The organism is [Clostridium] ammoniilyticum, from assembly GCF_025566905.1.
GTDB classification, from domain to species: Bacteria; Bacillota_I; Bacilli_A; order Erysipelotrichales; family Coprobacillaceae; genus Faecalibacillus; species Faecalibacillus intestinalis.
The window spans coordinates 126,005-150,436 of sequence record NZ_JAOQJR010000001.1; the positions used below are offsets into that span (position 1 = coordinate 126,005).

Sequence of the window (24,432 nt, forward strand, 5' to 3'; positions counted from 1 at the left end):
GTATGCCTAATTTTAAACAAGATAATGATGATGAAGATGTTTTAAAGAAGATAAAGAGAAATTTCTTTATTGAATGGAGAATTGCTGATAAGCATAAAATGGATATTTTTGAAAATATTGATTATTTTCTTGATAGTAATCAAGAAGGAAACCCTAAAATTGTTACTGGAAATGCCTTAAGAAGTGCATTAAAAAAGACAACTCAACGACCATTTAGACTTGTTCCTTACTTTGATCCAGGAGTTTGGGGTGGACAATGGATGAAAAAGAATTGTGACCTTGATGAAAAACAAAATAACTATGCTTGGAGTTTTGATGGTGTTCCAGAAGAAAATAGTCTTTATTTTAGATTTGGAGATACACGTATAGAAATTCCAGCGATGGATTAGGTTTTGTATCAACCAGTAGAGTTGATGGGAATGAAAAATTATTGTCGCTTTGGTGCTGAATTTCCTATTCGTTTTGATTTTCTAGATACAATTGATGGAGAAAATTTAGGTTTACAAGTGCAGCCTTTAACTGAATATATTAAACCTCATTTTGGAATGACTTATACTCAAGATGAAAGTTATTATTATTAGATTGTAAAGATGATGGTGGTGTCTATTTAGGTTTAAAAGAAGGTATTGATAAAAATCAAATGTTAACAGATTTAAAATGTGCTCAAGAAGGTCGTATTTCATTTGATGCTGAAAAGTATGTCAATAAGTTTCATGCTAAAAAACATGATCATTTCTTAATACCTGCAGGAACAATTCATTGTTCTTCTAAGAATTGTATGGTTTTAGAAATTAGTGCTACACCTTATATTTTTACTTTTAAATTATGGGATTGGGATCGTCTAGTGTTAGATGGTTTACCTAGACCGATTCATATTGAAGATGGTGAAAAAAATATTCAATGGAATAGAACAACATCTTGGGTTAAAGATAATTTAGTAAATCATGTTGAAATGATTCATGATGGAGATGATTATCTTGAAGAAAGAACAGGCTTACATGAATTAGAATTTATAGAAACACGTCGTTTTACAAGTAAGCATCAAACAGACCATGGATTTAATATGTTAAATTTAGTTGAAGGGCAAACAGCACTTATTGAAAGTCCTAAAAATGAATTTGAACCTTATACAGTACATTATGCAGAAACATTTATTGTTCCTGCAAATGTTAAAGAATATACAATTAGACCTTTAAATGATGAAATAATAAAAGTTATTAAAGCATATGTTAGAAATTAAGTGGGCAAAAGTCCGCTTTTATATTGTTTTTATTATCGAATATCGATATAATGAGATTGAAATATTTATCGATATTCGATAAAAGAGGTGAGAAAATGGCGAGAAAAGAATTTGAAACATTAACTCCACAAATGTTTTATATTTTACTTTCATTATATGAGCCCTTATGTGGTTTAGAAATTATGGAAAAAGTAAATGAAATGACGGAAGGTGATGTTAGCGTTGGTGCTGGAACACTTTATGCATTGTTGCCACGTTTTGAAAATATAGGATATATTCAATTATTAAAAGAAGAAAATAAAAGAAAAATATACATAATTACTCAAAAAGGAAAAGAAAGACTTGAATTAGAAAAGGAAAGGATGCAAAAACAAATTATTTTGTTTATGAAAAAGGATTATGAAGATGAAATATAAGTATACATTTTTGAAAAATAGATTGTTTTATGATGAAATATTAATTCCTTATCTAGATAAAATGTCTAAAAAAGGATGGAATCTTGTATCAGTTAATTCATTTTTTAAGTTTGAAAAATCCTCACAAGTTTATAAATATCAAGTTGACTATAATCCATTAACGGATGACTATTTAGAAACTTTAGACCATTTAGGATATGAACATGTTTGTTGTATGCAAGATATGCATATTTATCGAAATGTTAATTTAGATGCGGAAGATTTATCAAGTGATGAAGATGTTTTATGTGAGGCAAAATTAAAAATGTTTAAACCATGGGCAATTGCTATGTGCATTCTTGCGGCTATGATCTTTTATGGTTTTACAAGTTTCTTTTCTTGGTTGTACCGTTTTTCTTGGGGGTCGATATTTTTAAATTTGAATGTTTGTTTTAGTTTGTTTCTTATTTATGTAGGCTGTTTTTTATGGCTATTTGCAGCATTGTTTATTTATTTAAAGAGACGTGCTTTAAAGAAAAGAACGTATTCTTATCAAAAGTTTAAATATTTAGATGGGTTTGTTCGCATTGTTATAGATATTTTAGCTATTTTGATGATTGGAATGTTATTTGTCTTGAAAATGAATAACTTAAGTTCGCTTTTAAGCTTTTCGGGTTATTTTATATTAATTACATTATTTGCGACAATTATTAATACAAAAATTCCTTTAATTAAAAATCCAATCAAAAAGAAAATAGCAGTGATTGTTTCTGTTGCTGTTTTTGTAGGAGTCAACTTTTTGTATAATGAAATTGATTTTTCGAAATTAGATAAACAAGAAATGACGATCACTTTGCCAAAAAATAAAAGGATAGATGAAAATAATTCAAATTTACTTGTTGATACGACAACTTTTATTCAAAAAATCGGTAAAGATAAAGATGATGGAGAAGCAATTTATTCTTTTGAAGGTTATTATCAATGTTTAAATACTTTTGTTTCAAAAAATATTTTTAAAGAATTGGTTCTTGAACGTGAAAGACAAACAAGAATGCCAAGTGATAAAGAGATTGACCAAATCGTTGAAGAAAAAGGTTCATGGCGTAGCGATGAAATTGGGTATAATACGTATCCAAATGTTTTAAAGAAATTTAAAAAAAGAAAATCAATGTATTTTGATCAAGTTGTTGAAATTGGTCATTATCAATTAGGAATCAAAGGTAAAAAAGTGTTAGTTGTATATGATGAAGATATTGATGATTTTTATCATCATTACATAAACTTTATACAAAAATAATGGAATATTGACAAATTTTTGTAATTATACTATTATAATTTTCAATAATAGAATCAAAGGAGAAATGTAAAAGTGGATTCTGCCCAGATAATGAATATCATATCATTAATCATTTTATTAATTTTATCATCGTTGTTTTCTTGTAGTGAAACAGCTTTTTTATCGGTAAGTAAAATTAAAATACGTACACTTGCTGAAGAAGGAAATAAAAAAGCAAAATTAGTAGAGTCTTTATTAGATGATCAAGATCGTTTATTAAGTGCTATTTTAGTAGGAAACAACCTAGTAAATATCGGTGCTTCGTCACTTACAACAGCAACGATTATGGCTATTTTTGGAGATGGTGCACAAACAGTTGCAATCGCAACAGGTGTTGTAACATTGTGTATTTTGATTTTTGGTGAAATCACGCCTAAATCTCTTGCTACTCAAAACGCTGATAAATTAGTTTTTGCTTTAGCACCATTTATTCGTTTTGTTTGTGTAATTACTAAACCAGTTGTTTTTGTATTGAATATTATTACAGGATTTATTATTAAACTTTTAGGTGGTAATCAAGAACATGGCCCTAGTTTAACTGAAGAAGAATTGAAAACAATTGTAACAGTTGGACATGAAGAAGGTGTTCTAGAAAAAGAAGAAAAAGAAATGATACATAATGTTTTTGAATTTGGTGAAACTGAAATCAAAGAGATTATGACACCACGTATTCATGTTGAAAGTTTACCGGATGATTGTACGTATGATGAATTAATGAATGTTTATCATGATGCACAGTATTCTAGATATCCTATTCATGATGAGTCTTTTGATGAAATTATTGGTGTTTTAAATATGAAAGATTTGTTGTTTATCGATATTGATAAAGAACATTTTGATGTTAAAAAGTATATGAGAGAGACTTTTGTGGTCTATGAATTTAATCAAGTCAATGATGTTTTTGCTTCAATGAGAAAGGAACATGCAACACTTGCTATTGTATTAGATGAATATGGTGTTATGAGTGGAATTGTTACTTTTGAGGATATTGTCGAAGAAATCGTTGGTGAAATTGATGATGAATATGATGATGCAAGTGATGATATTGTTAAAATCAATGATCATGAGTATTTAGTAGATGGTAGTTTAAATTTAAATGAGGTCAATGATGAAATTGATACTCATTTTGAATCGGAAGATTTTGAATCAATCGGTGGTCTTGTTTTAGGAGAGTTTAGTGGTGTTCCTAAAATAAAAGATAAAATTGAATTTCCAGGAGTTACAATTATTATCGAAAAGATGCATAAGAATCGAATTGAACTTCTTAGATTAATAATACATGAAATGAAAGAAGAGGAAGAAGGAGAGGAAAAACATCAATAAGATGCTTTTCCTTTTTTAAGGAGGCTATATGAAAACAACAGTTGAAATAAAAAAAATGGGAATCAATGGAGAAGGTATTGGTTACATTAATCGTAAAATTGTCTTTATTAAAGGGGCATTATTAAATGAAGAAGTAGAAATTGATGCCAAACAATACAATAATAAAAATTATTATTTTGGTGATTTAATTAGAGTCATTAAACCTTCACCAATGCGTGTTAAAAATCCATGTCGTGCGAATAAAGAATGTATGGGATGTAATTTATTACATTATGCTTACCCAGCACAATTAAAACATAAAAAAGATTTAATTAAAGAATCTTTAAAGAAGTATACAGAATTAGATCGTTCACAAATTAAGATTGATCAAATTATTGGGATGAATCAAAAAAATGGTTTCCTTACACAAGCCAATTTACCTATTGTAGATTTTAAAGGAAAAGTTACTTTTGGAATTTATCAAAGAGAAACAAAATATTTAACAGTGATGACAGGGTGTATGAAACAACATCCATTAATTAATCAAACATTATTACAATTAGAAGAAGTTTTTAATAATCATCAATGTAAAACATATAATGATAAATTTAGAACAGGTTTAAGATTTATTAAATTACGTGTTTTCCAAGATAAAGTACAAGTCATCATTATTACAGGGAAAGACGGTTTAAAAGATGAAGTGGTAAGTGATATTAAAAAATTAAAACAAGTCAATGGTTTATTTATGTCAATTAATACTTCTAAATATCAAGATTTTGAAAGTCAAGGTTATAAGAAAATTTTTGGAAATACGAAAGAAGAATTTATTTGTGATGGTAAAAAATATATTATGTCTGTTAAAACAACTTTACCAGATCATTTAGAATCTTTTGAAATTAGAAATAAGATTGTTAAAACAATGGTTAAAGGAAGTAAAAAGATTATTTCTATTAATTGTGAAAATGGTATTTTAGAAATGAATTTAGATCAAGAAGTTGTTGCTATTGATGAAAAGAAAGATAATATTGAAAGTGCTACTTATAATGCTAAATTATTAGGAAAAGAAAATATTAAATTTGTTTATGGTCAACCAATTAAGAAAATGGTTACTTTTGCAAAAAAGAAAGTGTATGATACAGTGATTATTCAAGGAGTCAATGGGATTTCTAATGAATTAAAGGATACTTTAAGACTTGGAAAAGTACAAACAGTCATTTATATGAATTCTTCAACATCTATGCTTGCAAAAGATTTGCAAGAATTATCAAAATATTATAAAGTAGAAGAGATCAAAGCAGTAGATAGTCATATGTATCAATCATATGTGACATCAATTGCTAAACTTACAAGAAAATAGGAAGAAGGAATAAAAATGGAATACGATTATACACCAAGAGGTGTCTGTTCAAGAAATATCCATGTAGAAGTTGAAGATGGGATTGTTAAAAATGTTATCTTTACAGGTGGATGTTCAGGAAATACTCAAGGAGTTGCTGCACTAGCAAAGGGTATGAAAGTTGATGAAGTTATTGAACGTTTAAAAGACATCAAATGTGGAGCAAAACCAACAAGTTGTCCAGCACAGCTTGCAAAAAGTTTACAAGAGCATGCTAAATAAGTGCTCTTTTTTTGTTTTTTTCATAAAATAAAATGGTGGTGTTATGTTAATTAGAATCAAAAAAATGCAGTTTCTAGTAGGGATTTGTTTGATTTTGCAAATTATTTTGTCTTCGTTATTTTTACCTTTTCATTTTATAGCGATGTTTTTATCTATTGTCATTATCATTTGGCAAAGAAGATTTTGTGTTTTACAGATTCGTTATCATTACTATGCAGTTATTTTATATATCTATAGGTTGTTTGTTATGCTTGTTTTAACGTATTCTTTTTTTGAAATGTTGTATTTATTTTTAACTTTATATGTTGGTTTGATTTTAATTTTATTATCTTTGAAAACATTTTTGTAATTCTTTTAATCAAGGATGATTTAGCGTATAATATGGAAAAAGGTGGTGGCAACATGATTGGTGAATTGAATATCTATAGTTGTTATAGTTTTCAAAATAGTACGATTTTGATTCAAGATTTATGTAAAAGAGCGAAAGAATTGCATATGGAAGCATTGGCTTTAACAGATATCAATAATATGTATGGTGCGATTGAATTTTCTAATGCTTGTCATCATTATGACATCAAACCTATTTTTGGAATGCAAGGGGATGTACTTATTGATCAAGAAGTTTATCCTTTTTTATTCTATGCAAAAGATCAAATTGGTTATCATGATTTAATGAAAATATGTAGTGATATTAATTTAAGTGAACGTAAAGCGATTGAATTAGAAAGATTATCTTTATATCGTGAACATCTTTTTATTCTTTCTGGATGTAAAGAAGGAATTGTTGAAAGGCTTGTTTTAAAAGAGTTAGAATCTGAGGCTTTAAAATATATTGCGTTGTTTAAAAAGATGTTTAAAGATAATTATTATATTTGTATTCAAGATCATCATTTAAAAATGCAATCATTTTTAAATGAACGTTTAAAAGCACTTGCCACTTTACAAGAAGTGAAGGTTTGTGCTTCGAATGAAGTACGTTATTTATATCCACAAGATGCTATAGCGGTTGATTTAATGCAAGCAAGTATCCATGGCGAAAAAATTGATCGAAATTATAAAGTACAAACAAATCAGATGTATTTAAAAGATGCTTATGAGATGTCTTTATTGTTTGATCGCGAAATTATAGAAAATACAAATGATTTGTTAAGAAGATGCAATGTCACTATTGAAACCAATCAAATGCATTTACCACACTATCCTTTACCTGAAAATGTGACGAGCCAAAATTATTTACAGCAACTTTGTATTGTTGGTTTAAAGAAAAGATTTAAAGGAAAAGAAGTTCCTAGAACTTATATAGAACGTTTAAAAAAAGAATTAAAAGTCATTGCTAAAATGGGATTCAATGATTATTTTTTGATTGTTTTTGATTATGTAAGATTTGCGAAAACACATGATATTCAAGTCGGTCCAGGAAGAGGAAGTGCTGCTGGAAGTTTAGTGAGTTATGTTTTAGGAATCACGAATATTGATCCTTTAAAATATGATTTATTATTTGAACGTTTTTTAAATGAAGAGCGTGTTTCAATGCCTGATATTGATATTGATTTTCAAGATGATAAAAGAGATGAAGTTGTTAAATATGTTACAGAAAAGTATGGACAAGAACATGTTGGACAAATTGTTACTTTTGCTACCTATGGGCCTAAGGTTGCTTTAAGAGATTTAGGAAAAGTCGTTTCAGTTCCTTTACCTAAATTAGAAATGATGTCAAAGTATATTCCAACACAAGGAAAAAATCGAAAAACAGTAAAAGAAGTTTATGAATCTTCCTATGCTTTTGCAAGTATGGTCAATCAAGAAGAAATGTTACGAAAGATTTTACCGGCAATCTATCTTGTAGAACATTTACCACGTAATATTTCAATGCATGCTGCAGGGGTCGTTTTATCAGGAGATTGTTTAAATGAAGTGGTTCCTCTAACAAAAGGTCCTAATCAAAATGTATTGACACAGTATTCTAAAAATTATATTGAAAGTGTTGGTTTATTAAAAATGGATTTTTTAGGATTGAAGAATTTAACTGTAATTTCTGATATTTTAAAAAATATTGAAAAGTATGAAGGTGTTCATTTAAATTTAAATACGATTCCTTTAAATGATGAAAAAACATTTAAGATGTTATCAAATGGAGATACGTTAGGTGTTTTTCAATTAGAATCACCAGGGATGAAGAATTTATTTAGAAAATTAAAGCCAAGCAGTATTGAAGATATTGGAGCTGCCAATGCTTTATATAGACCAGGACCTATGTCACAAATTCCTCATTATATTGCTCGAAAATTTCATCAAGAAAAAGTGGAATACCCACATGATGATTTAAAAGACATTTTAAAATCAACGTATGGTATTATTATTTATCAAGAACAATTAATGCAAGTAGCACAAAAAATTGCTGGTTTTTCACTTGCTAAAGCAGATATATTAAGACAAGCAACTTCTAAAAAGACACTTGGGTTAATGGAATCAATGAAAGAGGAATTTATAAGTGGTGCTTTAAAAAATGGTTATGAAAAAAATCAGGCGGAATATATCTTTGGATTAATTGAAAAGTTTGCAGATTATGGCTTTAATAAAGCTCATGCAATTGCGTATGGTTTAATTGGTTATCAACTTGCGTATTTAAAAGCTAATTATCCCTTATCTTTTTATGGAGCAATTCTTTCTAATGAACAAAATAGTGATGTTCATAAAATGGAATATATTGCAGAAGCTAAAAAATATCAAATTAGAATTTTACCGCCATCCATTAATTATTCTGAACATTATTTTAAACAAGTAGAAGGTGATTTACGTTTTTCTTTATTAGCTATTAAAAATGTAGGACAGGCAGGTTATCTAGCAATTGTTGAAGAAAGACAAAAGAATGGCTTGTTTAAAGATATTTTTGATTTTGTTTCACGAATGGAAGGAAAGAAAATCACGAGTTTAATGTTAGAAAGTTTAATTGATGCGGGTGCTTTTGATGAATTTGGACTTAATCGTGCGACTTTAAAAGCTAATTTAGAAAAGATTACAGAGTATGCACATTTAAAAAATATGATTGGTATTGATGAACCACCTATTTTAGAAATTATTAAAGAAAATAAAATGGTGCGTTTAGAATTAGAAAAGAAAGCGATAGGTGTGTATTTAACACAACATCCTTTAGCTTATATGAAACAAAAAATCAATCAACCAATTCTTGCAGTCGCAAATTTAAATGAGTATGTCTCAAAAAATGTGAGAGTATTATTATCTTTATTAAGGGTCAAAGTGATCGTTGATAAAAAAGGAAATGAAATGTGTTTTATTGAAGGATTTGATGAAACAGGAAATGTTGAGGGAGTCGTTTTTTCTTCAACGTATCAAAGATATAAGACATTATTAGAAAAAAATAAGATTGTATGTATTGAAGGAAAGATGAATTATCGAGATAAGCTTTCTTTAGTGGTACAAAATGTTAAAGAAGTAAATGAGGTATAAAATGGAAAAATTAGTTGTAATAGATGGGAATTTTTGGTTATTTAGTTGTTATTATGCAACAGCTGCTATGGGAAATTTAATGGTCAATAAAGATGGTGTACCAACCAATGCAGTTTATGGTTTTGCTAATAGATTAGAAAGTTTATTGAAACAAAATCCTGAGTATATTGTGGTTGCTTTTGATGCAAAAGGGAAGACTTTTAGAAGTGAGCTATTGGAAGAATATAAAGGGACAAGAAAGCCAACACCGGATGAACTTGTTTGTCAGTTTTCAATGATTAGAGAATATTTAGAAGCTCATCATATTCCTTATATTGAAAAAGAAGGATATGAAGGTGATGATATTATTGGAACGATTTCTAAAAAAGCGTCAAGTCAAGGCATGGAAGTAGCTGTTTATACAAATGATAAAGATATGATGCAATTGATCGATTCAAATGTTAAACAATACAAAAAGCCTCAAAAGACCAATGATTATGAAGTTATTACAGTTGAAAGTTTTAAAGAAAAATATAATTTAGAACCTGATCAAATGAGAGATCTTTTAGGTCTTATGGGAGACAGTGCTGATAATATTCCAGGAATTCCAGGAATTGGTGAAAAAACGGCTTTGAAGTTATTAAATCAATATGGGACAATAGAAAATCTAAAGGAACATATGGATGAATTAAAAGGTAAAATGGGTGAGAAAGTTAGAACGAATATTGAATTGGGCCTTTTATCTAAAAAGATTGCCACAATTATAACAGATGCACCTGTTGAATTAGATTTAGATGCTTGGAAATATGAAGGACAAGAATATAATGATGATCTTGCAGAGTTTTACAGACGTTATGATATGAACTCTTTACTTAAAAGAATGTCTCTTTCTACAGAAACAAAACAAAGTAAACCTTTAGAATATAAAATTGTTGAAACTTTGCCAAATATTAAAAAGAATACAGCTTTAATTGTAGGAGTCTATGATACGAATTATCATAAATCGGCTATTTTGGGATTTGGTCTTTATAATAAAGATGAAGCCTATTATATTTCTTTAGAAAATGCTATGCATGATGAAAACTTTAAGTCTTTCTTAAAAGATGAAAAGATTGAAAAATATGGTTATGATATAAAAAAATGTATCAATGCTTGTCGTTGGCATGGATTAGAAGTTAAAGGGTATACTTTTGATTTACAGCTTGCTTCTTATATTTTAAATCCTTCTTTAAAAGATGAAATTAAAATCGTTTGTGATTATTATCAATATTTTGATTTACAATTTGATGAGGAAGTTTTTGGAAAAGGTGCTAAAAAACATGTTCCTGAAGAAGATGTCTTATCGAAACATTATGTTTTACAAGCTAAAGCAATTTATGAATTAAAAAATGAAGCAGAACAAAGATTGAAAAAAGATCAACAATTTGATTTATACAAAAATGTTGAAATGCCGGTAGCGTATATTTTAGCGGATATGGAATTTCAAGGAGCTAAAATGGATAAAGATGTTTTAAAACAATTAGGAGATACTTTTAAAGGACAAATTGATCAATTAGAAAAAGAAATTTATTTATTGGCACATAAAGAATTTAATATTTCATCTCCTAAACAATTAGGAGAAGTTCTTTTTGAGGATTTAGGATTACCTAATGGTAAGAAAACAAAAACAGGTTATTCCACATCAGTAGATGTTTTAAATAAATTAAAAAATGTTCATCCAATTATTGATAAAGTTCTAAATTATCGTACATTAAGTAAACTTTATTCAACTTATATTATTGGGTTACAAGAACAAATCTTTATTGATGGAAAGACACATACTATTTATAATCAAGCTTTAACTCAAACAGGACGTTTATCATCAACAGATCCTAACTTACAAAATATACCAGTCAAAACAGAAGCAGGAAAACTTATTAGAAAAGCGTTTGTTCCTGAATATGATTATTTAATATCTTTTGATTATTCGCAAATTGAATTACGTGTACTTGCTCATCTAGCCAATGTCGCAAGTTTAATAGATGCCTTTAATCATGATAAAGATATTCATCGTCATACCGCAAGTGTTGTTTTTGGTGTAAGTGAAGAAGAGGTTACATCAACAATGAGACGAAATGCAAAAGCTGTTAACTTTGGAATTATTTATGGAATGTCTGATTATGGCTTGGCTGAACAATTAGGTGTCACTGTTAAAGAAGCTAAATCATTTATTGAAAAATATTTTGAAAAATATGCTGAGATTAAAGACTATATGAATAAAAGCATTGCTTTTGGAAAAGAAAATGGTTATGTTTCAACTGTCTTAAATAGAAAAAGATATATTCCAGAAATCAATGAAAAGAATTATATGAGACAAGAATTTGGGAAAAGATTAGCGATGAATTCTCCAATTCAAGGATCAGCCGCTGATATTATCAAGCTTGCAATGATCAAAGTGGATCAATTATTAAAAGAAAATCATATGAAATCAAAAATGATTTTACAAGTACACGATGAGTTGATTTTTGATGTTTATCAAGATGAATTGGATAAAATGATGAAACTTGTAAAAGAAGGAATGGAAAGTGCTTATCAAATGAAAGTGGAATTAAAAGCGGAAGGAACTTACGCTAAAAATTGGTATGAGTTAAAGTAGGTGAAAAAATGCCAGAATTACCAGAAGTTGAAACGGTTCGACGAACATTAGAAAATTTTATTTTAAATAAAAAAATTGAAGATATAAAAATTTTATATCCTAAAATCATTGATGATGATCAAGAAGAATTTGTGCAAACTTTAAAAAATAAGACTTTTAAAGAGATTGATCGTGTAGGGAAATATTTGATTTTTAAATTGGAGGATGTTGCCTTTATTTCTCATCTTAGAATGGAAGGAAAGTATCAAATATGTAAAAAAGGGGATATACTTTCTAAACATGACCATGTTATCTTTGTATTAGATGAGGGCATGGAGTTAAGATATAATGATGTTAGAAAGTTTGGAAGAATGAAGTTGGTGGATCATGATGATTATAAAAATCAACTGCCTTTAAGTAAATTAGGCCCTGAACCTTTTGAAATAGATTACTTAGAGCTTTATCAAAAACTTAAAAAGAAAAATAAAGCGATTAAAACAGTTCTTCTAGATCAAAGTATTATGACAGGGATAGGAAATATTTATGCAAATGAAATTTGTTATCAAATGCATTTAAATCCTTATACTAAAGCCAATGTTTTAAGTAAAAAGAGAGTTAAAGAATTAGTGGATGTTGCTTGTGAGATTTTAAATAAGGCTATTTTACAAGGTGGAACGACAATTCATTCTTTTAGTGCTAATGGAATTGATGGTTTGTTTCAAGTGCAATTAAAAGTGCATATGCAAAAGCATTGTCCATTAGGACATGAGATAAAAAAAGTAATGATTAATGAAAGAGGAACATATTATTGTCCAATATGTCAAAAGGCAAAACGATGAAAGTATACGGAATAACAGGAAGTATTGCATGTGGGAAATCGACAGTCACACATTATTTAATAGAAAGAGGTTATCTTGTTGTTGATGCGGATTTGATTTCAAGAAATGCTCTAACAATTGATCAAGAATGTATTTTGAAGGTTCAAGAGTTATTTGGATGTGTTAAAGATGGAATTGTTGATCGAAAGGCATTAGGAAGAATTGTTTTTCATGATAAAAATGCTAAAAAACAGTTAGAGGCTATTATACATCCTTATGTGATTTTAAAAATGAAGGAAGAAATTGAAAAAAATAAAGAGAGAGATTGTATCTTTTTAGATATTCCTTTATTATATGAGTCTCATTTAGAATATTTGTGTGATGAAATTATTGTTGTTTATTTAGATGAACAAAGACAAGTTCAAAGATTGATGGCAAGAGATCATATTGATGAAAGTTATGCTTATACAATTATCAATAACCAAATTTCTTCTTTAAAGAAAAGAGAAATGGCCGATATTGTTTTTGATAACAATCAAGGGATAGAAGAGTTATATAAACAAATTGATGAATTTATAGAAAGGATCAGTCATGAAGAAATTATTAACGAGTGATGTTTATCAAGTAAGAAGTAGTTATATGCTTGATTTAACAGGTTATAAAACAGTTTTACAACTTTATCAACCATTGATTGGGATGGAAGCTACTGCTCTTTATCTAACACTCAATAGTGAATTGGATCAAATGACACTTACAAAAAGTCCTTCTTTGATTTCTAGATTATGTAAATTATCAGGATTTTCATTAAATTCTTTACAGGAATCTTTTGATAAGTTAGAAGCTGTAGGACTTGTATGTTCATATGTTAAACAAACGAATGATAATCGTTATCTTTTTGATTTGAAAATGCCGTTATCACCTCAAGAATTTATTAATCATCAAATTCTTAATCGTTTATTGAAAGATAGATTGAAAGATGAATATGAAAAAACAATAGCGATTTTTCAAACGTATAATGTTAATTTAAATGATTATCAAGAAATGACAGCATCGTTTACAGATGTTTTTGAAATTCATCATCATGAAAAAAATATATTAAAAGAAAAAAAATATAAACAAAAAATACATAATTCTATTGAAAATAGTTATGATCTAACGTTGTTTTATCAAGGTATTGAAAATTTACAATTATCTAAGAAAATGTTTGATCAAGAAGATGAAAAAATAATTCAACAATTAGGAATCTTATATCATATCAATGCTTTAGATATGCAAGATCTTGTCAAACAATCAATGATTGAAAATCATTTAAATAGTCGGTTATTGGCTCAAAACTGCCGAAACTATTATGATTTAAAAATGCCGGAAAAATTTACAGAGGTATTTCATAAGCAATCCCCTTTGCTTCAAAGTGAAAAACAGGGAGAATCTTCTTTACAAAAACATATTTATTATTTAGAAAATATTTCACCTTATGATTTATTAAAAGATAAAATGGGTGGTAAAGAACCATTAAAAAGAGATCTTCAAGTTGTCGAATCTGTTTTAACAACGTTACAATTAGAGCCAGGAGTTGTCAATGTTTTAATAGAAACAACACTTCAAAAGTGTAATCAATCATTACCTAAAAATTTTATAGAAGCTTTAGGAAGTCAATGGAAAAGAAAAAAAATAAAAACAGTTCAAGAAGCGATAGAAGAAGGAAAAGCTTATTTGAAATATCAAAATCAACAACATCATGACTGGGATGATTTTACAAAAGATATTCAAATTGTTTCTCAAGAAAAATCAACAGCTGATAATATTGATGAAGATGCTCTTGCAATGTTAGAAAAATATGACTAGGAGGAGAAAAAATGCAAAGTTTACAAGATTTACATTTATTTGATGATGATCAAAATTTTCAAAAACAAAAAGAAGAAAGTATCAATGAACTTATAAAGGATCCTTACATAATGAAAGTTTTATCTGATGGACAAGTAGGACGAGATTTTATAGAAGAAAATTGGGTTGAATTTTTAGATTTTCAAGAAGATGTGCAAAAATGTAAAGATTGTATGGGGCTTTATCAATGTCATAAAGTTTCTAAAGGAATGAAGCAAGCGGTTCATGTTGAAAATCATCATTTAAAAACAGTACTTGTCCCTTGTAAGTATGGAAAAGAAATATTAGAAAAGCAAAATATTTTAAGTCATATTACTGTTTCAAATGTGAGTGATGATTTATTATTATCTGATTTAAAATCAATTAAAGATATTATGAACAAAGAACTTGCAAGTACAATTGATCATTTTTTATCGAATACGTCAAAAAAAGGTTTATTTATTTGTGGGCCATCTGGTTGTGGAAAATCAACATTAGCTGGTTTTTTAACAAGATCACTTGCTAAACAAGGATATCATTTAGGATATGTGCATTTTCCTACATATTTAATCGATTTAAAGAATTCTTTTAATGAATTTGGAAATGATAATAATATAGAGGAACTTCGTAATGTAGATTATTTAGTGATTGATGATCTAGGTGGAGAAAATGTAACAGGCTGGTCAAGAGATGAAGTTTTAGCAGCTGTATTGACATATCGTAATCAAAATAAAAAGATAACGTTATTTACCAGTCAATACACCCAAGATGATTTAATTAAAATCTATACTTTGAAAAAAGATGCCCGCGAAAAAATAAAAGTAGAGCGCTTACTTAACACAATATTTACAATGAGTATGCCAATTATGATAAAACAATAAGATTTAGCATAATAAATGTGTAAAAATTCTTGTAGAAAAGTCATGATTTGTGCTAAAATCACTATGTATGAAATGTTATGAAATAGGGAGTGAACATTATGGTTAAATGTATAGGAGTTTTAACTTCTGGAGGAGATGCTCCAGGAATGAACGCTGCTGTAAGAGCAGTAGCGCGTACATGCTTAAATAAAGGAATTGAAGTATATGGTGTAAAACTTGGTTATAAAGGATTACACGATGGAGAATTTATTAAGTTTGATCGTCATAGCACACGTAACATTATTAATATTGGTGGTACTATGTTAAAATCAGCAAGATTCCCTGAATTCAAAGATCCTGAAGTAAGAAAAGAAGCAATTGAAAAAATGAAAGAAGTAGGAATGGAAGCTTTAGTTGTTATCGGTGGTGACGGAAGTTACAATGGTGCATTAAAGTTAACTGAAATGGGTATCAACTGTATCGGTATTCCAGGAACAATTGATAATGATATTCCTGATACTGATCATACAATTGGATTTGATACTGCATTAAATACAATTGTTGATGCATTAGACAAATTAAGAGATACATCAAGTTCTCATCAAAGATGTACTATTCTTGAAGTTATGGGACGTAGATGTGGAGATTTAGCTATCAATGCTGGTATTGCTGATGGTGCTGAAATGGTAATCACTAGTGAAATTGGTTTTGATGAAAATAAAGTAATTGAAGTATTAAAAGCTTCAAAAGCATCTGATAAAAAACATGCAATCGTTGTTATTACAGAACATATTACAGATGTACATGAATTAGCTAAAAAAGTTGAAGCTGCAACTGGTTTTGAAACTCGTGCAAACGTTTTAGGACATATGCAACGTGGTGGTAGACCATCAGCAAGAGATAGAGTTCTTGCTTCAAGAATGGGTGTTTATGCCGTTGAATTACTTGAAGCTGGAAAAGGTGGTTTATGTGTAAGTGAAGTAAATGGTCAAATCAAAGGATTACCAATTACTGAAGTATTAGGACATAAACGTGAAACTGACTTTAGTATTTACGAAGATGCTATTAAACTTCGTTAATATAAACTTAAATGAAAATATGATTGTGAGGATATTAGGATGGTATTAGAAAAAGAAAGAAAAAAGAAAACACGTATTGTGTGTACAATTGGGCCAGCTTCTGAAGATAAAAAAGTCTTAACTAAATTAGTTCAAGCTGGTATGAACGTAATGAGATTAAACTTCTCTCATGGTGATTTCGAAGAACATGGGGGAAGAATTAAAACTTTAAGAGAAATCAACAAAGAATTAAACAAAAACGTAGCTATCTTATTAGATACTAAAGGACCTGAAATTAGAACTGGTGATTTCGTTGGTGGAAAAACTGAATTCAAAAAAGGTCAAGTATCTACTATCTGTGTAGAAGATATTGAAGGAACAAGTGAAAGATTTACAATCACTTATAAAGATTTATATAAAGATGTTAAACCAGGTGGTTTCATCTTAGTAAACGATGGTCAAGTAGAATTATTAGTTGATCATGTTGATGGTACTGATATCGTATGTATCTGTGCTAACGATGGTGTTGTTAAAAACAAACGTGGAATCAACGTTCCAGGAATCAAATTAGGATTCGATTACTTATCAGAAAAAGATATCGGAGATTTAACTTTTGGTTGTCAACAAGGTGTTGATTTCATCGCTGCATCATTCGTAAGACGTCCACAAGATGTTTTAGATGTTAAAAAATTATTAATTGAAAACGGTCGTCCTGAAATTCAAATCATCGCTAAAATCGAAAACAGCGAAGGTGTTGAAAACATGGATGAAATCTTAAAAGTTGCTGATGGTATCATGGTTGCTCGTGGTGACTTAGGTGTAGAAATTCCTGCTGAAGATGTACCATTAATTCAAAAAGAATTAATCAATAAATGTCGTGCTGCAGGTAAAATCGTTATCACTGCTACTCAAATGTTAGATAGTATGCAAGAAAACCCAAGACCAACACGTGCTGAAGTATCTGACGTTGCTAACGCAATCTATGATGGTACTGATGCAATCATGTTATCTGGTGAATCTGCTCAAGGTAAATATCCAGTAGAAGCTGTTGAAACTATGACTAAAATTGCTTTAAAAACTGAAGGAACTTTAGATTATGCTTCATTACAAAGAAAAGCAATCAGAACTGCTTCATTAGATCAAAGTGAAGCTATCTGTATGTCAGTTGCTGAAATCGCATCTAAATTCAACGTTGCTGCAATCGTTGCATTCACTGATTCAGGATTTACAGCTAGAAAAATGTCTAGATATCGTACTAAATCTATGATTATTGCTGCTACTCCAAATGAACAAACTACAAGAGCATTAGCTATTAACTGGGGTGTTAAATCAGTATTATGTAAACAAATGGATACAAGAGCTGCTATGATTGAATATGCTCAAGTTATCGCTAAAGAAAACTTAGTTGAACCAGGTGAACAAATCATTGTTACTGCTGGTACACCAGGTGTTGCTGGAACTACTTCTTACTTAGAATTAATTACAGTAAAATAATTAAAATTAATAAAAAAAGCTCCGTTTCATTTGAAACGGAGTTTTAATTTTAGTTTCTTTTAGAAATAACAAGGGCAAGTTTTCCAATGATTTTAAATTCATGATAATTATATTCATTAATAATAATTGGAGAATATTTATCATTTGCAGGTTGTAAAATAATACAATTTTGTTTAGAATCATTAAAATATTTTTTACATGTTGCAATATTATCTTCAATGCCAAAACATCCCACATCACCATTATTAAGTTGCTGTGTCTTTTCAAAAATAATAAGATCCCCAGATTGAATATTTTCATCAATCATACTATCTCCATCAGCATATTGACAAAAGTAATCCTTTCGAGAACTTAATAGAGATTCAGGTAAAGAAATATATTCTTCAATATTGTCTTCAACAAAAATACCATCTCCACAACAAACATCACTATATAAGGGAATATCTATATTATGACTATGTCCATGATAGGCTGGCTCATCAATACCTAATAAATAATTAGGAGTAACATTAAATATTTCTGCAAGTCGGGAAAGTGTTTCCTTTTTTAAATTTGGAACACGTCCGTTTTCATATTTTGCAATTGCTGATTTTTGAACACCGAGCATTTCTCCTAGTTGTTGTTGAGTTAAACCCTTTTCTTTTCTTAATTTTTTAATACGTTCACCTGTCATCTAATCACTCCTTGTGTCTTAATATTACCATATTATAGACTATGTAGTAAACAAAATATCTAAAAAAGACACAAAAGTATTGACGAAACTTAGAGATGGAGTTATATTATAAGTGTCTTAAAAAGATACATTAATAAAAATAAATTTTAAAAGTTGAAATTAAAGAAACAAAAGGAGGAACTATTATGGAAAAATTATCAAATAAGGGATTAGTTACAATCATTTTAGGAGCATTAATGATGGGATCGGTAGTAGTTCAATGTGTTTCGCATATCATTGATGCGATACTTATTTTTTAAAAATCTTGCTTTTTATATACAAATAGTTATAATAAGTTCCATTAGTATGAAGTTCAAAATAATTTTAAGGAGATATAAATGGAAAAAATTGCAATTATAACAGATTCATGTAGTGATATAAAAAAAGAATATAGAGAGTTATATGATATACATGTTTTACCCATACAAATTCAATATGATGGAAAGAGTTATAGAGATGGTGTAGATATTACTTCTAATGATATTTATGCGATTCAAGATGAAAAAGTAATTAAAACTTCTTCACCAGTTGGAGAAGATTTGTTTAATTTATTAGATCAACTAAAAGATAAAGGATATACTCATGTTATTGGTTTATTTTTATCTAGTGGTATATCTGGGACAGGTAATCAAATGAGGTTATTTTGTCAAACTTATGAGAAATTAAAATGTCATATTGTTGATAGTCAAAGTGCATCAGTGGGATTAGGAGTTATTGCTGTTAGTCTTGCTAAATATAGAGAAGAAGGAAAGTCTTTTGATGAATTAATTGAAATTGCAGATTTCTTGTGCCATCAAAATTATGCTTATTTTTCAATAGATGATTTAAATTATTTACAAAAAGGTGGACGTATTGGTAAGGCTTCGGCATTTTTAGGAACAACACTAAAGATTAAACCAATTCTTTCTTTTGAAAAAGAAAATGGAGAAATTTATGTTCCAGCTAAAGTGAGAGGTTCAAAGAAAGTAAAATCAAAATTGATAGATTTAATAGAAAGTCATCTTGAAGAAAATCCACATCAAAAATTTGCATTGGCTATTGCAGATGCTAATAATTTGGAAGAAAGAAATATTTTGGAAGGAATGTTAAAAGAAAGGTTTCCTCAATTTACATATATAATCGATGGTCATGTTGGTGCTGCTTTATCTTGTTATCTTGGTTCAGGACTTTTAGGAGTAGCAATTCAATTTTTACCAGAATAAAAAATATTCAGGGTGTCCTGAATATTTTTTATATTATTTCCATAATTTTCCGTTTTGATAAACTTTAACAATTAATTGAGCGATTTCATCAATTCCCATATCACTATTAATACATAAATCATAGTCTTTCATATTTGCCCATGTATTTGTTGTGTAATAATTATAATAACTCTTTCTTTGTTTATCTCTTTTTTGAACATATTTTTTAGTATTTTCGTGTTCTTCTTTATAATCTTTTTCAACACGTTCAATTCTAGATTCTAAAGGAGCATACACAAATATTCTTAAAACATGAGGATAGTCTTCTAAAATATAGTTTGCACATCCATTAACAATAATACAATCTTCTTTTTCAGCAAGATGTTTAATGATTTTGGCTTGTGTAGCATAAACTTGGTCATTAATTGGTAAAACAAGAGGACCATTATTAAGTGAATAAGCAAAACTTGATGATTTTTCTTGAGATGCTTTACGAATTGTATCAATATCAATACCTAATTGGCGCGCTGTTTCATCAATAAGTTCATTATCATAGAAAGCAATATTTAAAGCTTCAGCTACTTTTTTAGCAATCAATCTTCCTCCAGAACCATATTCTCTTGTAATAGTAATAATTTTTTGAGTCATAATAAGAACCTCCTTATATATAGTATATTATATCATATTTTTTAAATAACTCTAACTAAATAGTGTATAATAATAGATAGATGTATAAGGAGGCTTTTTATAATGTGGTTTAATGAAAGTGTATTTTATCAAATTTATACTCTTAATTTTTGTGGGGCTCCTCGTGATAATGATGGAATTGTGGAACACCGTATTTTAAGATTGAATGATTTTATGGATTATTTTGAAGATTTAGGAATAAATGCTATTTATTTTAATCCTGTGTTTTCAAGTGATCATCATGGTTATGATACAAGAGATTATTGTAAAATTGATGAACGTTTAGGAACAAATGAAGATTTTATTGAAATTTGTAAAAATTTACATGATAGAGGGATGCGTGTTGTTTTAGATGGTGTTTTTAATCATGTAGGAAGAGGCTTCTTTGCTTTTCAAGATGTTTTAAATAATAGAGAAAATAGTCAATATAAAGATTGGTTTAGAATTGATTTTAACGGCAATTCACCTTATGATGATGGTTTTTATTATGAGGGATGGGAAGGACATTATGAATTAGTTAAATTAAATTTAGATCATCCAGATGTTCAAAATTATTTATTAAGTGCTGTTGATTATTGGATTGATGCCTTTGATATTGATGGTATTCGTTTAGATGTTGCTTATAGTTTACCAAGATGGTTTATGGCAATGTTAAAAGATCATTGTAGACAAAAAAAGGCGGATTTTTTCTTGTTAGGTGAAGTTTTAGGTGATAATGCAGGATATATGTTTAGTGAAGCACATTTAGATAGTATTACAGATTATCCTGGTTTTAAAGGACTTTGGTCTTCGTTTAATTCATTAAATATGTTTGAAATGGCTCATACAATAAAACGTAATTATGGAGAAATGTATAGAGGACAAACATTATTTAGTTTTGTTGATAATCATGATGTAGAAAGAATAGCATCTAAATTAACAGATTTAGAAAAATTACCACTTATTTACGGTATGTTATTTTCTTTACCAGGAATACCATGTATCTATTATGGAAGTGAATGGGGACAAACCGGAAAGAAAGAACAGGGAAGTGATGATTCTTTAAGACCAGAGTTTACCAAACCAATGCCTAACGATTTAACAAAATATATAAAAAAATTGATTTCTATTAGAAATCAATCATCTGCTTTACAAAAAGGTGAGTTTAAAGAATTGGTTTTAACAAATAAACAATTTGTTTTTGAAAGAAATGATCAACAAGAAAGAATTATTGTAGCATTAAATTTAGATGATCAAGAATTTACCATTTCTTTAAATGAAAATCTTATTTCTTTAATTGATCAACAAGAAATTGAAAATCAAGGACAAATAGTATTAAAGCCCAAAACAATTCATTATTTTAAAGTAAAATAAAAGGTTCGAAAGAACCTTTTATTTATTCAATAACCATAGCATTTTCGATTGGTACTAATGGATATTCTTTATTAATATGATCATAGTATAAAACACCATCAAAATGATCAAGTTCATGTTGTAAACAAATAGCTAAAAATCCTCGAGCAACAATTTTTACATCTTTGTTTGTAAGTACGTCAAATCCTTCAACAGTGATTTTAGCATGGCGTGGAACATAACCTTTTACATCTTCAGGAACTGATAAACATGCTTCTCCAGTTTTTAAATAAGATTGTTTAGGTGTATAAGAAACAATCTTAGGATTCGCTAAAGCATAATCAGTAGATTTTGTTACATTTCCTTCTTCATCATAATCTAAAACATGGATGGCACACATTCTTTTTGGAATACCAAGTTGAATAGCTGCAATACCTACTGCAGGTCTTAAATCATATTTTTCAGAAAGTTCTTCATCTTGGCTTGCAACTAAAAATTCATGCATTTTCATGAGTAAATCATGATTTTCTTTGGATAGAGGAAGTTCAACCTCTTTTGACACTGTTCTAATTAATTCGTTTGAATCATCTATAATATCTTTCATTAATAACATTTTTTTCACCTCATTCGTGGTTATTATAACATATTTTGAGGTGATTGAAATATCTAAGGTCTAATTCTTGAATTACCACAAATGATTAATAATAAGAAAACAACTAAAACAATTGCAAACCAACTACATCCTGTATTGTTGCAACCAAAGCCACCCATAATAGGTGTATAGCCGCATGTGTTACATCCACCACAGCCAAATGGATTATTGACATATCCATTGCAGTTATAATCACAGTTCATTGTTTATCCCTCCTTTACTATTACCATATTATGATTTCAAATAATTGTATGGGGGATTTATCATAAGTCATTTATTTTTATACTTTTTTAAGTTATAATATTTTACTGAAATGAGGTGTAAATGATGGACTATAATTATCCACTAGACTATACATGGTCAACAGAAGATATTATTGATGTTATGTCTTTATATAATGCAGTAGAAAAAGCATATGAAGAAGGAATAAGTAAAACGGATTTTTTAAATGCTTATAGAAAATTTAAAAATGTTGTTGGGACAAAGAGTGAAGAAAAGCAAATTGATAAAGAATTCCAAGATGTTTCTGGATATTCTATTTATAAAGTTTTTAAAGCAAGTCAAGAAAATGATTGGATCAAATTATAATGACAAAAAGAATAAAAGCTTTTTTTAGAAAAAAAGGGGCAGATAAGCCTATCTTTTTTGCAGTTTTTGTATTGATTTGTTTAGGAATTGTAATGATTGGTTCAGCATCAATTGGAGCGGTCTCTTCAAAAGGAACGGCATTTGCAATAAAAAATATGATTACACAATCTATTTATGTAGCAATAGGTGTTTTTATTATGATGGTTCTTACAAAGGGTTTTAAATTAAAAATGATTAATTACAGAAGTTCAATGGCTGTATATATTATGGGAATCATCTCAATGTGTGGCTGTGTTTTTTGGACGACCAAAGGTTCACATGCTTGGATTCATTTAGGTCCTTTTACAGTACAGCCAGCAGAATTTATGAAAATTGGTATGGTTCTTATTTTATCTTATATGCTTACTGAAACTGATTCAGCATTTGTAGTAAAAGGAAAATTTAGAACAGCTGAATTAAAAAGTAAATTTTATAAAGATAAATTTAACAAATGTGTTTTGTTCCCTTTAGCTCTTATGGTTTTTGCATTTGGAATAGGAGTTATTGTACAAAAGGATTTAGGAAGTTCTCTTATTCTAGCAGCAATTTGTTTTATTTGTTTTATGTCAACACCAAGAGATTATTATAAAAAATATAAAAAACTCGTTTGGATTGCTTTAGCTGTAGCGGTTATTATTTTAGGATTCTTAATTACAGCTGTTTTACAGGGATATCAATTACAACGTATTGATTCTTGGTTAAAACCATTAAAAATAGAAAATATTTATGATAGTTCATGGCAACTTGTCAATTCTTTGATTGCTTTTACAGATGGTGGTATTTTTGGACTTGGATTAGGAAATTCTATTCAAAAATATGATTATATTCCAGAGGCACATAATGATTTTATAGGGGCCATTATTTATGAAGAACTTGGTATTTTTGGGTTGGCTTTAATGATTATTCCAACAGCTATTATTATTTTTAGATTATTAAAATATGCAGATCAAATTCAAAATAATAAATCAAGAGTTATTTTGATAGGAATAGCTTCTTATTTTATGTTACATTTATTTGTTAATTTAGGTGGCGTTTCAGGATTGATTCCAATGACAGGTGTTCCATTATTATTGGTATCATCTGGGGGATCTTCAACGATTGCTGCTTTAATAGCAATAGGTATTGCCCAAGCAATTATTTCCAAGTTCAACAAAGAACAACTAGAAAAAACAGACACACAATTATAAATGTTTCAT

At 28.7% G+C, this 24,432-nt stretch carries 25 protein-coding genes; 21 read left to right on the plus strand and 4 right to left on the minus strand.

Annotated features, from left to right (window positions below; genetic code table 11):
- Nucleotides 1–2 precede the first annotated feature (2 nt).
- The 17 genes from OCV55_RS00610 (at nucleotide 3) to pyk (ending at nucleotide 18,045) form a co-directional block, all read left to right on the plus strand.
- Entirely contained in the window at nucleotides 3–389 is a 387-nt protein-coding gene (locus OCV55_RS00610) for a hypothetical protein (RefSeq protein ID WP_267309749.1), read from the plus strand.
- Between the two features lie 30 nt (nucleotides 390–419).
- The gene (locus OCV55_RS00615) at nucleotides 420–581 is read left to right on the plus strand and encodes a hypothetical protein (protein ID WP_267309750.1); all 162 of its coding nucleotides are present in this window, start codon (nucleotides 420–422) and stop codon (nucleotides 579–581) included.
- A gap of 59 nt (nucleotides 582–640) precedes the next feature.
- Entirely contained in the window at nucleotides 641–1,240 is a 600-nt protein-coding gene (locus OCV55_RS00620) for a class I mannose-6-phosphate isomerase (protein ID WP_267309751.1), read from the plus strand.
- A 95-nt stretch (nucleotides 1,241–1,335) separates the two neighbouring features.
- A complete protein-coding gene (locus OCV55_RS00625) occupies nucleotides 1,336–1,656 on the plus strand; it encodes a PadR family transcriptional regulator (RefSeq protein WP_147579501.1) in 321 nt (106 codons plus the stop codon).
- Nucleotides 1,646–2,932, plus strand: a complete 1,287-nt coding sequence (locus OCV55_RS00630) for a DUF2812 domain-containing protein (RefSeq protein ID WP_267309752.1) — start codon at nucleotides 1,646–1,648, stop codon at nucleotides 2,930–2,932. Before OCV55_RS00625 ends, OCV55_RS00630 begins: the two co-directional genes overlap by 11 nt.
- Before the next feature lie 90 nt (nucleotides 2,933–3,022).
- Complete coding sequence (locus tag OCV55_RS00635; protein ID WP_032090536.1) at nucleotides 3,023–4,294, plus strand: hemolysin family protein; 1,272 nt, start codon at nucleotides 3,023–3,025, stop codon at nucleotides 4,292–4,294.
- Between the two features lie 28 nt (nucleotides 4,295–4,322).
- Nucleotides 4,323–5,630 (plus strand): TRAM domain-containing protein, encoded by a 1,308-nt coding sequence (locus OCV55_RS00640; protein WP_147579503.1) that lies wholly within the window; start codon nucleotides 4,323–4,325, stop codon nucleotides 5,628–5,630.
- Nucleotides 5,631–5,645: 15 nt separating this feature from the next.
- Nucleotides 5,646–5,891, plus strand: coding sequence for a TIGR03905 family TSCPD domain-containing protein (locus OCV55_RS00645; protein ID WP_022002938.1), 246 nt, complete (start codon nucleotides 5,646–5,648; stop codon nucleotides 5,889–5,891).
- A gap of 43 nt (nucleotides 5,892–5,934) precedes the next feature.
- On the plus strand, nucleotides 5,935–6,240 hold the full coding sequence (locus OCV55_RS00650) for a hypothetical protein (RefSeq protein WP_032090534.1): 306 nt from the start codon (nucleotides 5,935–5,937) through the stop codon (nucleotides 6,238–6,240).
- Between the two features lie 53 nt (nucleotides 6,241–6,293).
- Nucleotides 6,294–9,359 (plus strand): DNA polymerase III subunit alpha, encoded by a 3,066-nt coding sequence (gene dnaE / locus OCV55_RS00655; protein WP_147579504.1) that lies wholly within the window; start codon nucleotides 6,294–6,296, stop codon nucleotides 9,357–9,359.
- A gap of 1 nt (nucleotide 9,360) precedes the next feature.
- Entirely contained in the window at nucleotides 9,361–11,973 is a 2,613-nt protein-coding gene (gene polA, locus OCV55_RS00660; RefSeq protein WP_032090532.1) for a DNA polymerase I, read from the plus strand.
- An 8-nt stretch (nucleotides 11,974–11,981) separates the two neighbouring features.
- On the plus strand, nucleotides 11,982–12,791 hold the full coding sequence (mutM, locus tag OCV55_RS00665; protein WP_032090531.1) for a DNA-formamidopyrimidine glycosylase: 810 nt from the start codon (nucleotides 11,982–11,984) through the stop codon (nucleotides 12,789–12,791).
- A complete protein-coding gene (gene coaE / locus OCV55_RS00670; protein WP_117347849.1) occupies nucleotides 12,788–13,384 on the plus strand; it encodes a dephospho-CoA kinase in 597 nt (198 codons plus the stop codon). The genes mutM and coaE overlap by 4 nt, the downstream gene beginning before the upstream one ends.
- Complete coding sequence (locus OCV55_RS00675) at nucleotides 13,362–14,615, plus strand: DnaD domain protein (RefSeq protein WP_147579505.1); 1,254 nt, start codon at nucleotides 13,362–13,364, stop codon at nucleotides 14,613–14,615. The genes coaE and OCV55_RS00675 overlap by 23 nt, the downstream gene beginning before the upstream one ends.
- 11 nt (nucleotides 14,616–14,626) lie before the next feature.
- On the plus strand, nucleotides 14,627–15,514 hold the full coding sequence (locus OCV55_RS00680; protein ID WP_119363707.1) for an ATP-binding protein: 888 nt from the start codon (nucleotides 14,627–14,629) through the stop codon (nucleotides 15,512–15,514).
- Nucleotides 15,515–15,612: 98 nt separating this feature from the next.
- Entirely contained in the window at nucleotides 15,613–16,572 is a 960-nt protein-coding gene (gene pfkA / locus OCV55_RS00685) for a 6-phosphofructokinase (protein ID WP_022002930.1), read from the plus strand.
- Between the two features lie 39 nt (nucleotides 16,573–16,611).
- Nucleotides 16,612–18,045, plus strand: coding sequence for a pyruvate kinase (gene pyk, locus OCV55_RS00690; RefSeq protein WP_032090528.1), 1,434 nt, complete (start codon nucleotides 16,612–16,614; stop codon nucleotides 18,043–18,045).
- 49 nt (nucleotides 18,046–18,094) lie between these two features.
- On the opposite strand, the gene OCV55_RS00695 is transcribed toward pyk, so the two are convergent.
- Nucleotides 18,095–18,718 (minus strand): LexA family protein, encoded by a 624-nt coding sequence (locus tag OCV55_RS00695; RefSeq protein ID WP_022002928.1) that lies wholly within the window; start codon nucleotides 18,716–18,718, stop codon nucleotides 18,095–18,097.
- Nucleotides 18,719–19,095: 377 nt separating this feature from the next.
- On the opposite strand from OCV55_RS00695, the gene OCV55_RS00700 reads away from it, so the two are divergent.
- The gene (locus OCV55_RS00700) at nucleotides 19,096–19,959 is read left to right on the plus strand and encodes a DegV family protein (protein ID WP_119363705.1); all 864 of its coding nucleotides are present in this window, start codon (nucleotides 19,096–19,098) and stop codon (nucleotides 19,957–19,959) included.
- 33 nt (nucleotides 19,960–19,992) lie between these two features.
- Here the strand turns inward: OCV55_RS00700 and OCV55_RS00705 are convergent, their stop codons facing one another.
- Entirely contained in the window at nucleotides 19,993–20,586 is a 594-nt protein-coding gene (locus tag OCV55_RS00705; protein ID WP_032090526.1) for a cytidylate kinase-like family protein, read from the minus strand.
- A gap of 102 nt (nucleotides 20,587–20,688) precedes the next feature.
- Between OCV55_RS00705 and OCV55_RS00710 the strand changes: the two genes are divergently transcribed.
- Nucleotides 20,689–21,978: an alpha-amylase family glycosyl hydrolase gene (locus OCV55_RS00710; protein WP_147579506.1), complete on the plus strand. Its 1,290-nt coding sequence runs from the start codon at nucleotides 20,689–20,691 to the stop codon at nucleotides 21,976–21,978.
- A 22-nt stretch (nucleotides 21,979–22,000) separates the two neighbouring features.
- Here OCV55_RS00710 and def read toward each other — a convergent pair whose 3' ends face one another.
- Nucleotides 22,001–22,570, minus strand: coding sequence for a peptide deformylase (gene def / locus OCV55_RS00715; protein WP_117480217.1), 570 nt, complete (start codon nucleotides 22,568–22,570; stop codon nucleotides 22,001–22,003).
- Between the two features lie 53 nt (nucleotides 22,571–22,623).
- Nucleotides 22,624–22,812: a hypothetical protein gene (locus tag OCV55_RS00720; protein WP_022002922.1), complete on the minus strand. Its 189-nt coding sequence runs from the start codon at nucleotides 22,810–22,812 to the stop codon at nucleotides 22,624–22,626.
- A 124-nt stretch (nucleotides 22,813–22,936) separates the two neighbouring features.
- Between OCV55_RS00720 and OCV55_RS00725 the strand changes: the two genes are divergently transcribed.
- Nucleotides 22,937–23,197, plus strand: a complete 261-nt coding sequence (locus OCV55_RS00725; RefSeq protein WP_032090522.1) for a UPF0223 family protein — start codon at nucleotides 22,937–22,939, stop codon at nucleotides 23,195–23,197.
- Nucleotides 23,197–24,423 carry an FtsW/RodA/SpoVE family cell cycle protein gene (locus OCV55_RS00730; protein WP_227408287.1) on the plus strand — a complete coding sequence of 409 codons (1,227 nt, stop codon included), beginning with the start codon at nucleotides 23,197–23,199 and terminating at the stop codon, nucleotides 24,421–24,423. The genes OCV55_RS00725 and OCV55_RS00730 overlap by 1 nt, the downstream gene beginning before the upstream one ends.
- Nucleotides 24,424–24,432: the final 9 nt, after the last annotated feature.

What these genes read in the sequence shown, in the direction of transcription:
- OCV55_RS00610 (WP_267309749.1), top strand. Translation starts at nt 3, where the DNA reads ATGCCTAATTTTAAACAAGATAATGATGATGAAGATGTTTTAAAGAAG.
- OCV55_RS00615 (WP_267309750.1), top strand. Translation starts at nt 420, where the DNA reads ATGAAAAATTATTGTCGCTTTGGTGCTGAATTTCCTATTCGTTTTGAT.
- OCV55_RS00620 (WP_267309751.1), top strand. Translation starts at nt 641, where the DNA reads ATGTTAACAGATTTAAAATGTGCTCAAGAAGGTCGTATTTCATTTGAT.
- OCV55_RS00625 (WP_147579501.1), top strand. Translation starts at nt 1,336, where the DNA reads ATGGCGAGAAAAGAATTTGAAACATTAACTCCACAAATGTTTTATATT.
- OCV55_RS00630 (WP_267309752.1), top strand. Translation starts at nt 1,646, where the DNA reads ATGAAATATAAGTATACATTTTTGAAAAATAGATTGTTTTATGATGAA.
- OCV55_RS00635 (WP_032090536.1), top strand. Translation starts at nt 3,023, where the DNA reads ATGAATATCATATCATTAATCATTTTATTAATTTTATCATCGTTGTTT.
- OCV55_RS00640 (WP_147579503.1), top strand. Translation starts at nt 4,323, where the DNA reads ATGAAAACAACAGTTGAAATAAAAAAAATGGGAATCAATGGAGAAGGT.
- OCV55_RS00645 (WP_022002938.1), top strand. Translation starts at nt 5,646, where the DNA reads ATGGAATACGATTATACACCAAGAGGTGTCTGTTCAAGAAATATCCAT.
- OCV55_RS00650 (WP_032090534.1), top strand. Translation starts at nt 5,935, where the DNA reads ATGTTAATTAGAATCAAAAAAATGCAGTTTCTAGTAGGGATTTGTTTG.
- dnaE (WP_147579504.1), top strand. Translation starts at nt 6,294, where the DNA reads ATGATTGGTGAATTGAATATCTATAGTTGTTATAGTTTTCAAAATAGT.
- polA (WP_032090532.1), top strand. Translation starts at nt 9,361, where the DNA reads ATGGAAAAATTAGTTGTAATAGATGGGAATTTTTGGTTATTTAGTTGT.
- mutM (WP_032090531.1), top strand. Translation starts at nt 11,982, where the DNA reads ATGCCAGAATTACCAGAAGTTGAAACGGTTCGACGAACATTAGAAAAT.
- coaE (WP_117347849.1), top strand. Translation starts at nt 12,788, where the DNA reads ATGAAAGTATACGGAATAACAGGAAGTATTGCATGTGGGAAATCGACA.
- OCV55_RS00675 (WP_147579505.1), top strand. Translation starts at nt 13,362, where the DNA reads ATGAAGAAATTATTAACGAGTGATGTTTATCAAGTAAGAAGTAGTTAT.
- OCV55_RS00680 (WP_119363707.1), top strand. Translation starts at nt 14,627, where the DNA reads ATGCAAAGTTTACAAGATTTACATTTATTTGATGATGATCAAAATTTT.
- pfkA (WP_022002930.1), top strand. Translation starts at nt 15,613, where the DNA reads ATGGTTAAATGTATAGGAGTTTTAACTTCTGGAGGAGATGCTCCAGGA.
- pyk (WP_032090528.1), top strand. Translation starts at nt 16,612, where the DNA reads ATGGTATTAGAAAAAGAAAGAAAAAAGAAAACACGTATTGTGTGTACA.
- OCV55_RS00695 (WP_022002928.1), bottom strand. Translation starts at nt 18,718, where the DNA reads ATGACAGGTGAACGTATTAAAAAATTAAGAAAAGAAAAGGGTTTAACT.
- OCV55_RS00700 (WP_119363705.1), top strand. Translation starts at nt 19,096, where the DNA reads ATGGAAAAAATTGCAATTATAACAGATTCATGTAGTGATATAAAAAAA.
- OCV55_RS00705 (WP_032090526.1), bottom strand. Translation starts at nt 20,586, where the DNA reads ATGACTCAAAAAATTATTACTATTACAAGAGAATATGGTTCTGGAGGA.
- OCV55_RS00710 (WP_147579506.1), top strand. Translation starts at nt 20,689, where the DNA reads ATGTGGTTTAATGAAAGTGTATTTTATCAAATTTATACTCTTAATTTT.
- def (WP_117480217.1), bottom strand. Translation starts at nt 22,570, where the DNA reads ATGTTATTAATGAAAGATATTATAGATGATTCAAACGAATTAATTAGA.
- OCV55_RS00720 (WP_022002922.1), bottom strand. Translation starts at nt 22,812, where the DNA reads ATGAACTGTGATTATAACTGCAATGGATATGTCAATAATCCATTTGGC.
- OCV55_RS00725 (WP_032090522.1), top strand. Translation starts at nt 22,937, where the DNA reads ATGGACTATAATTATCCACTAGACTATACATGGTCAACAGAAGATATT.
- OCV55_RS00730 (WP_227408287.1), top strand. Translation starts at nt 23,197, where the DNA reads ATGACAAAAAGAATAAAAGCTTTTTTTAGAAAAAAAGGGGCAGATAAG.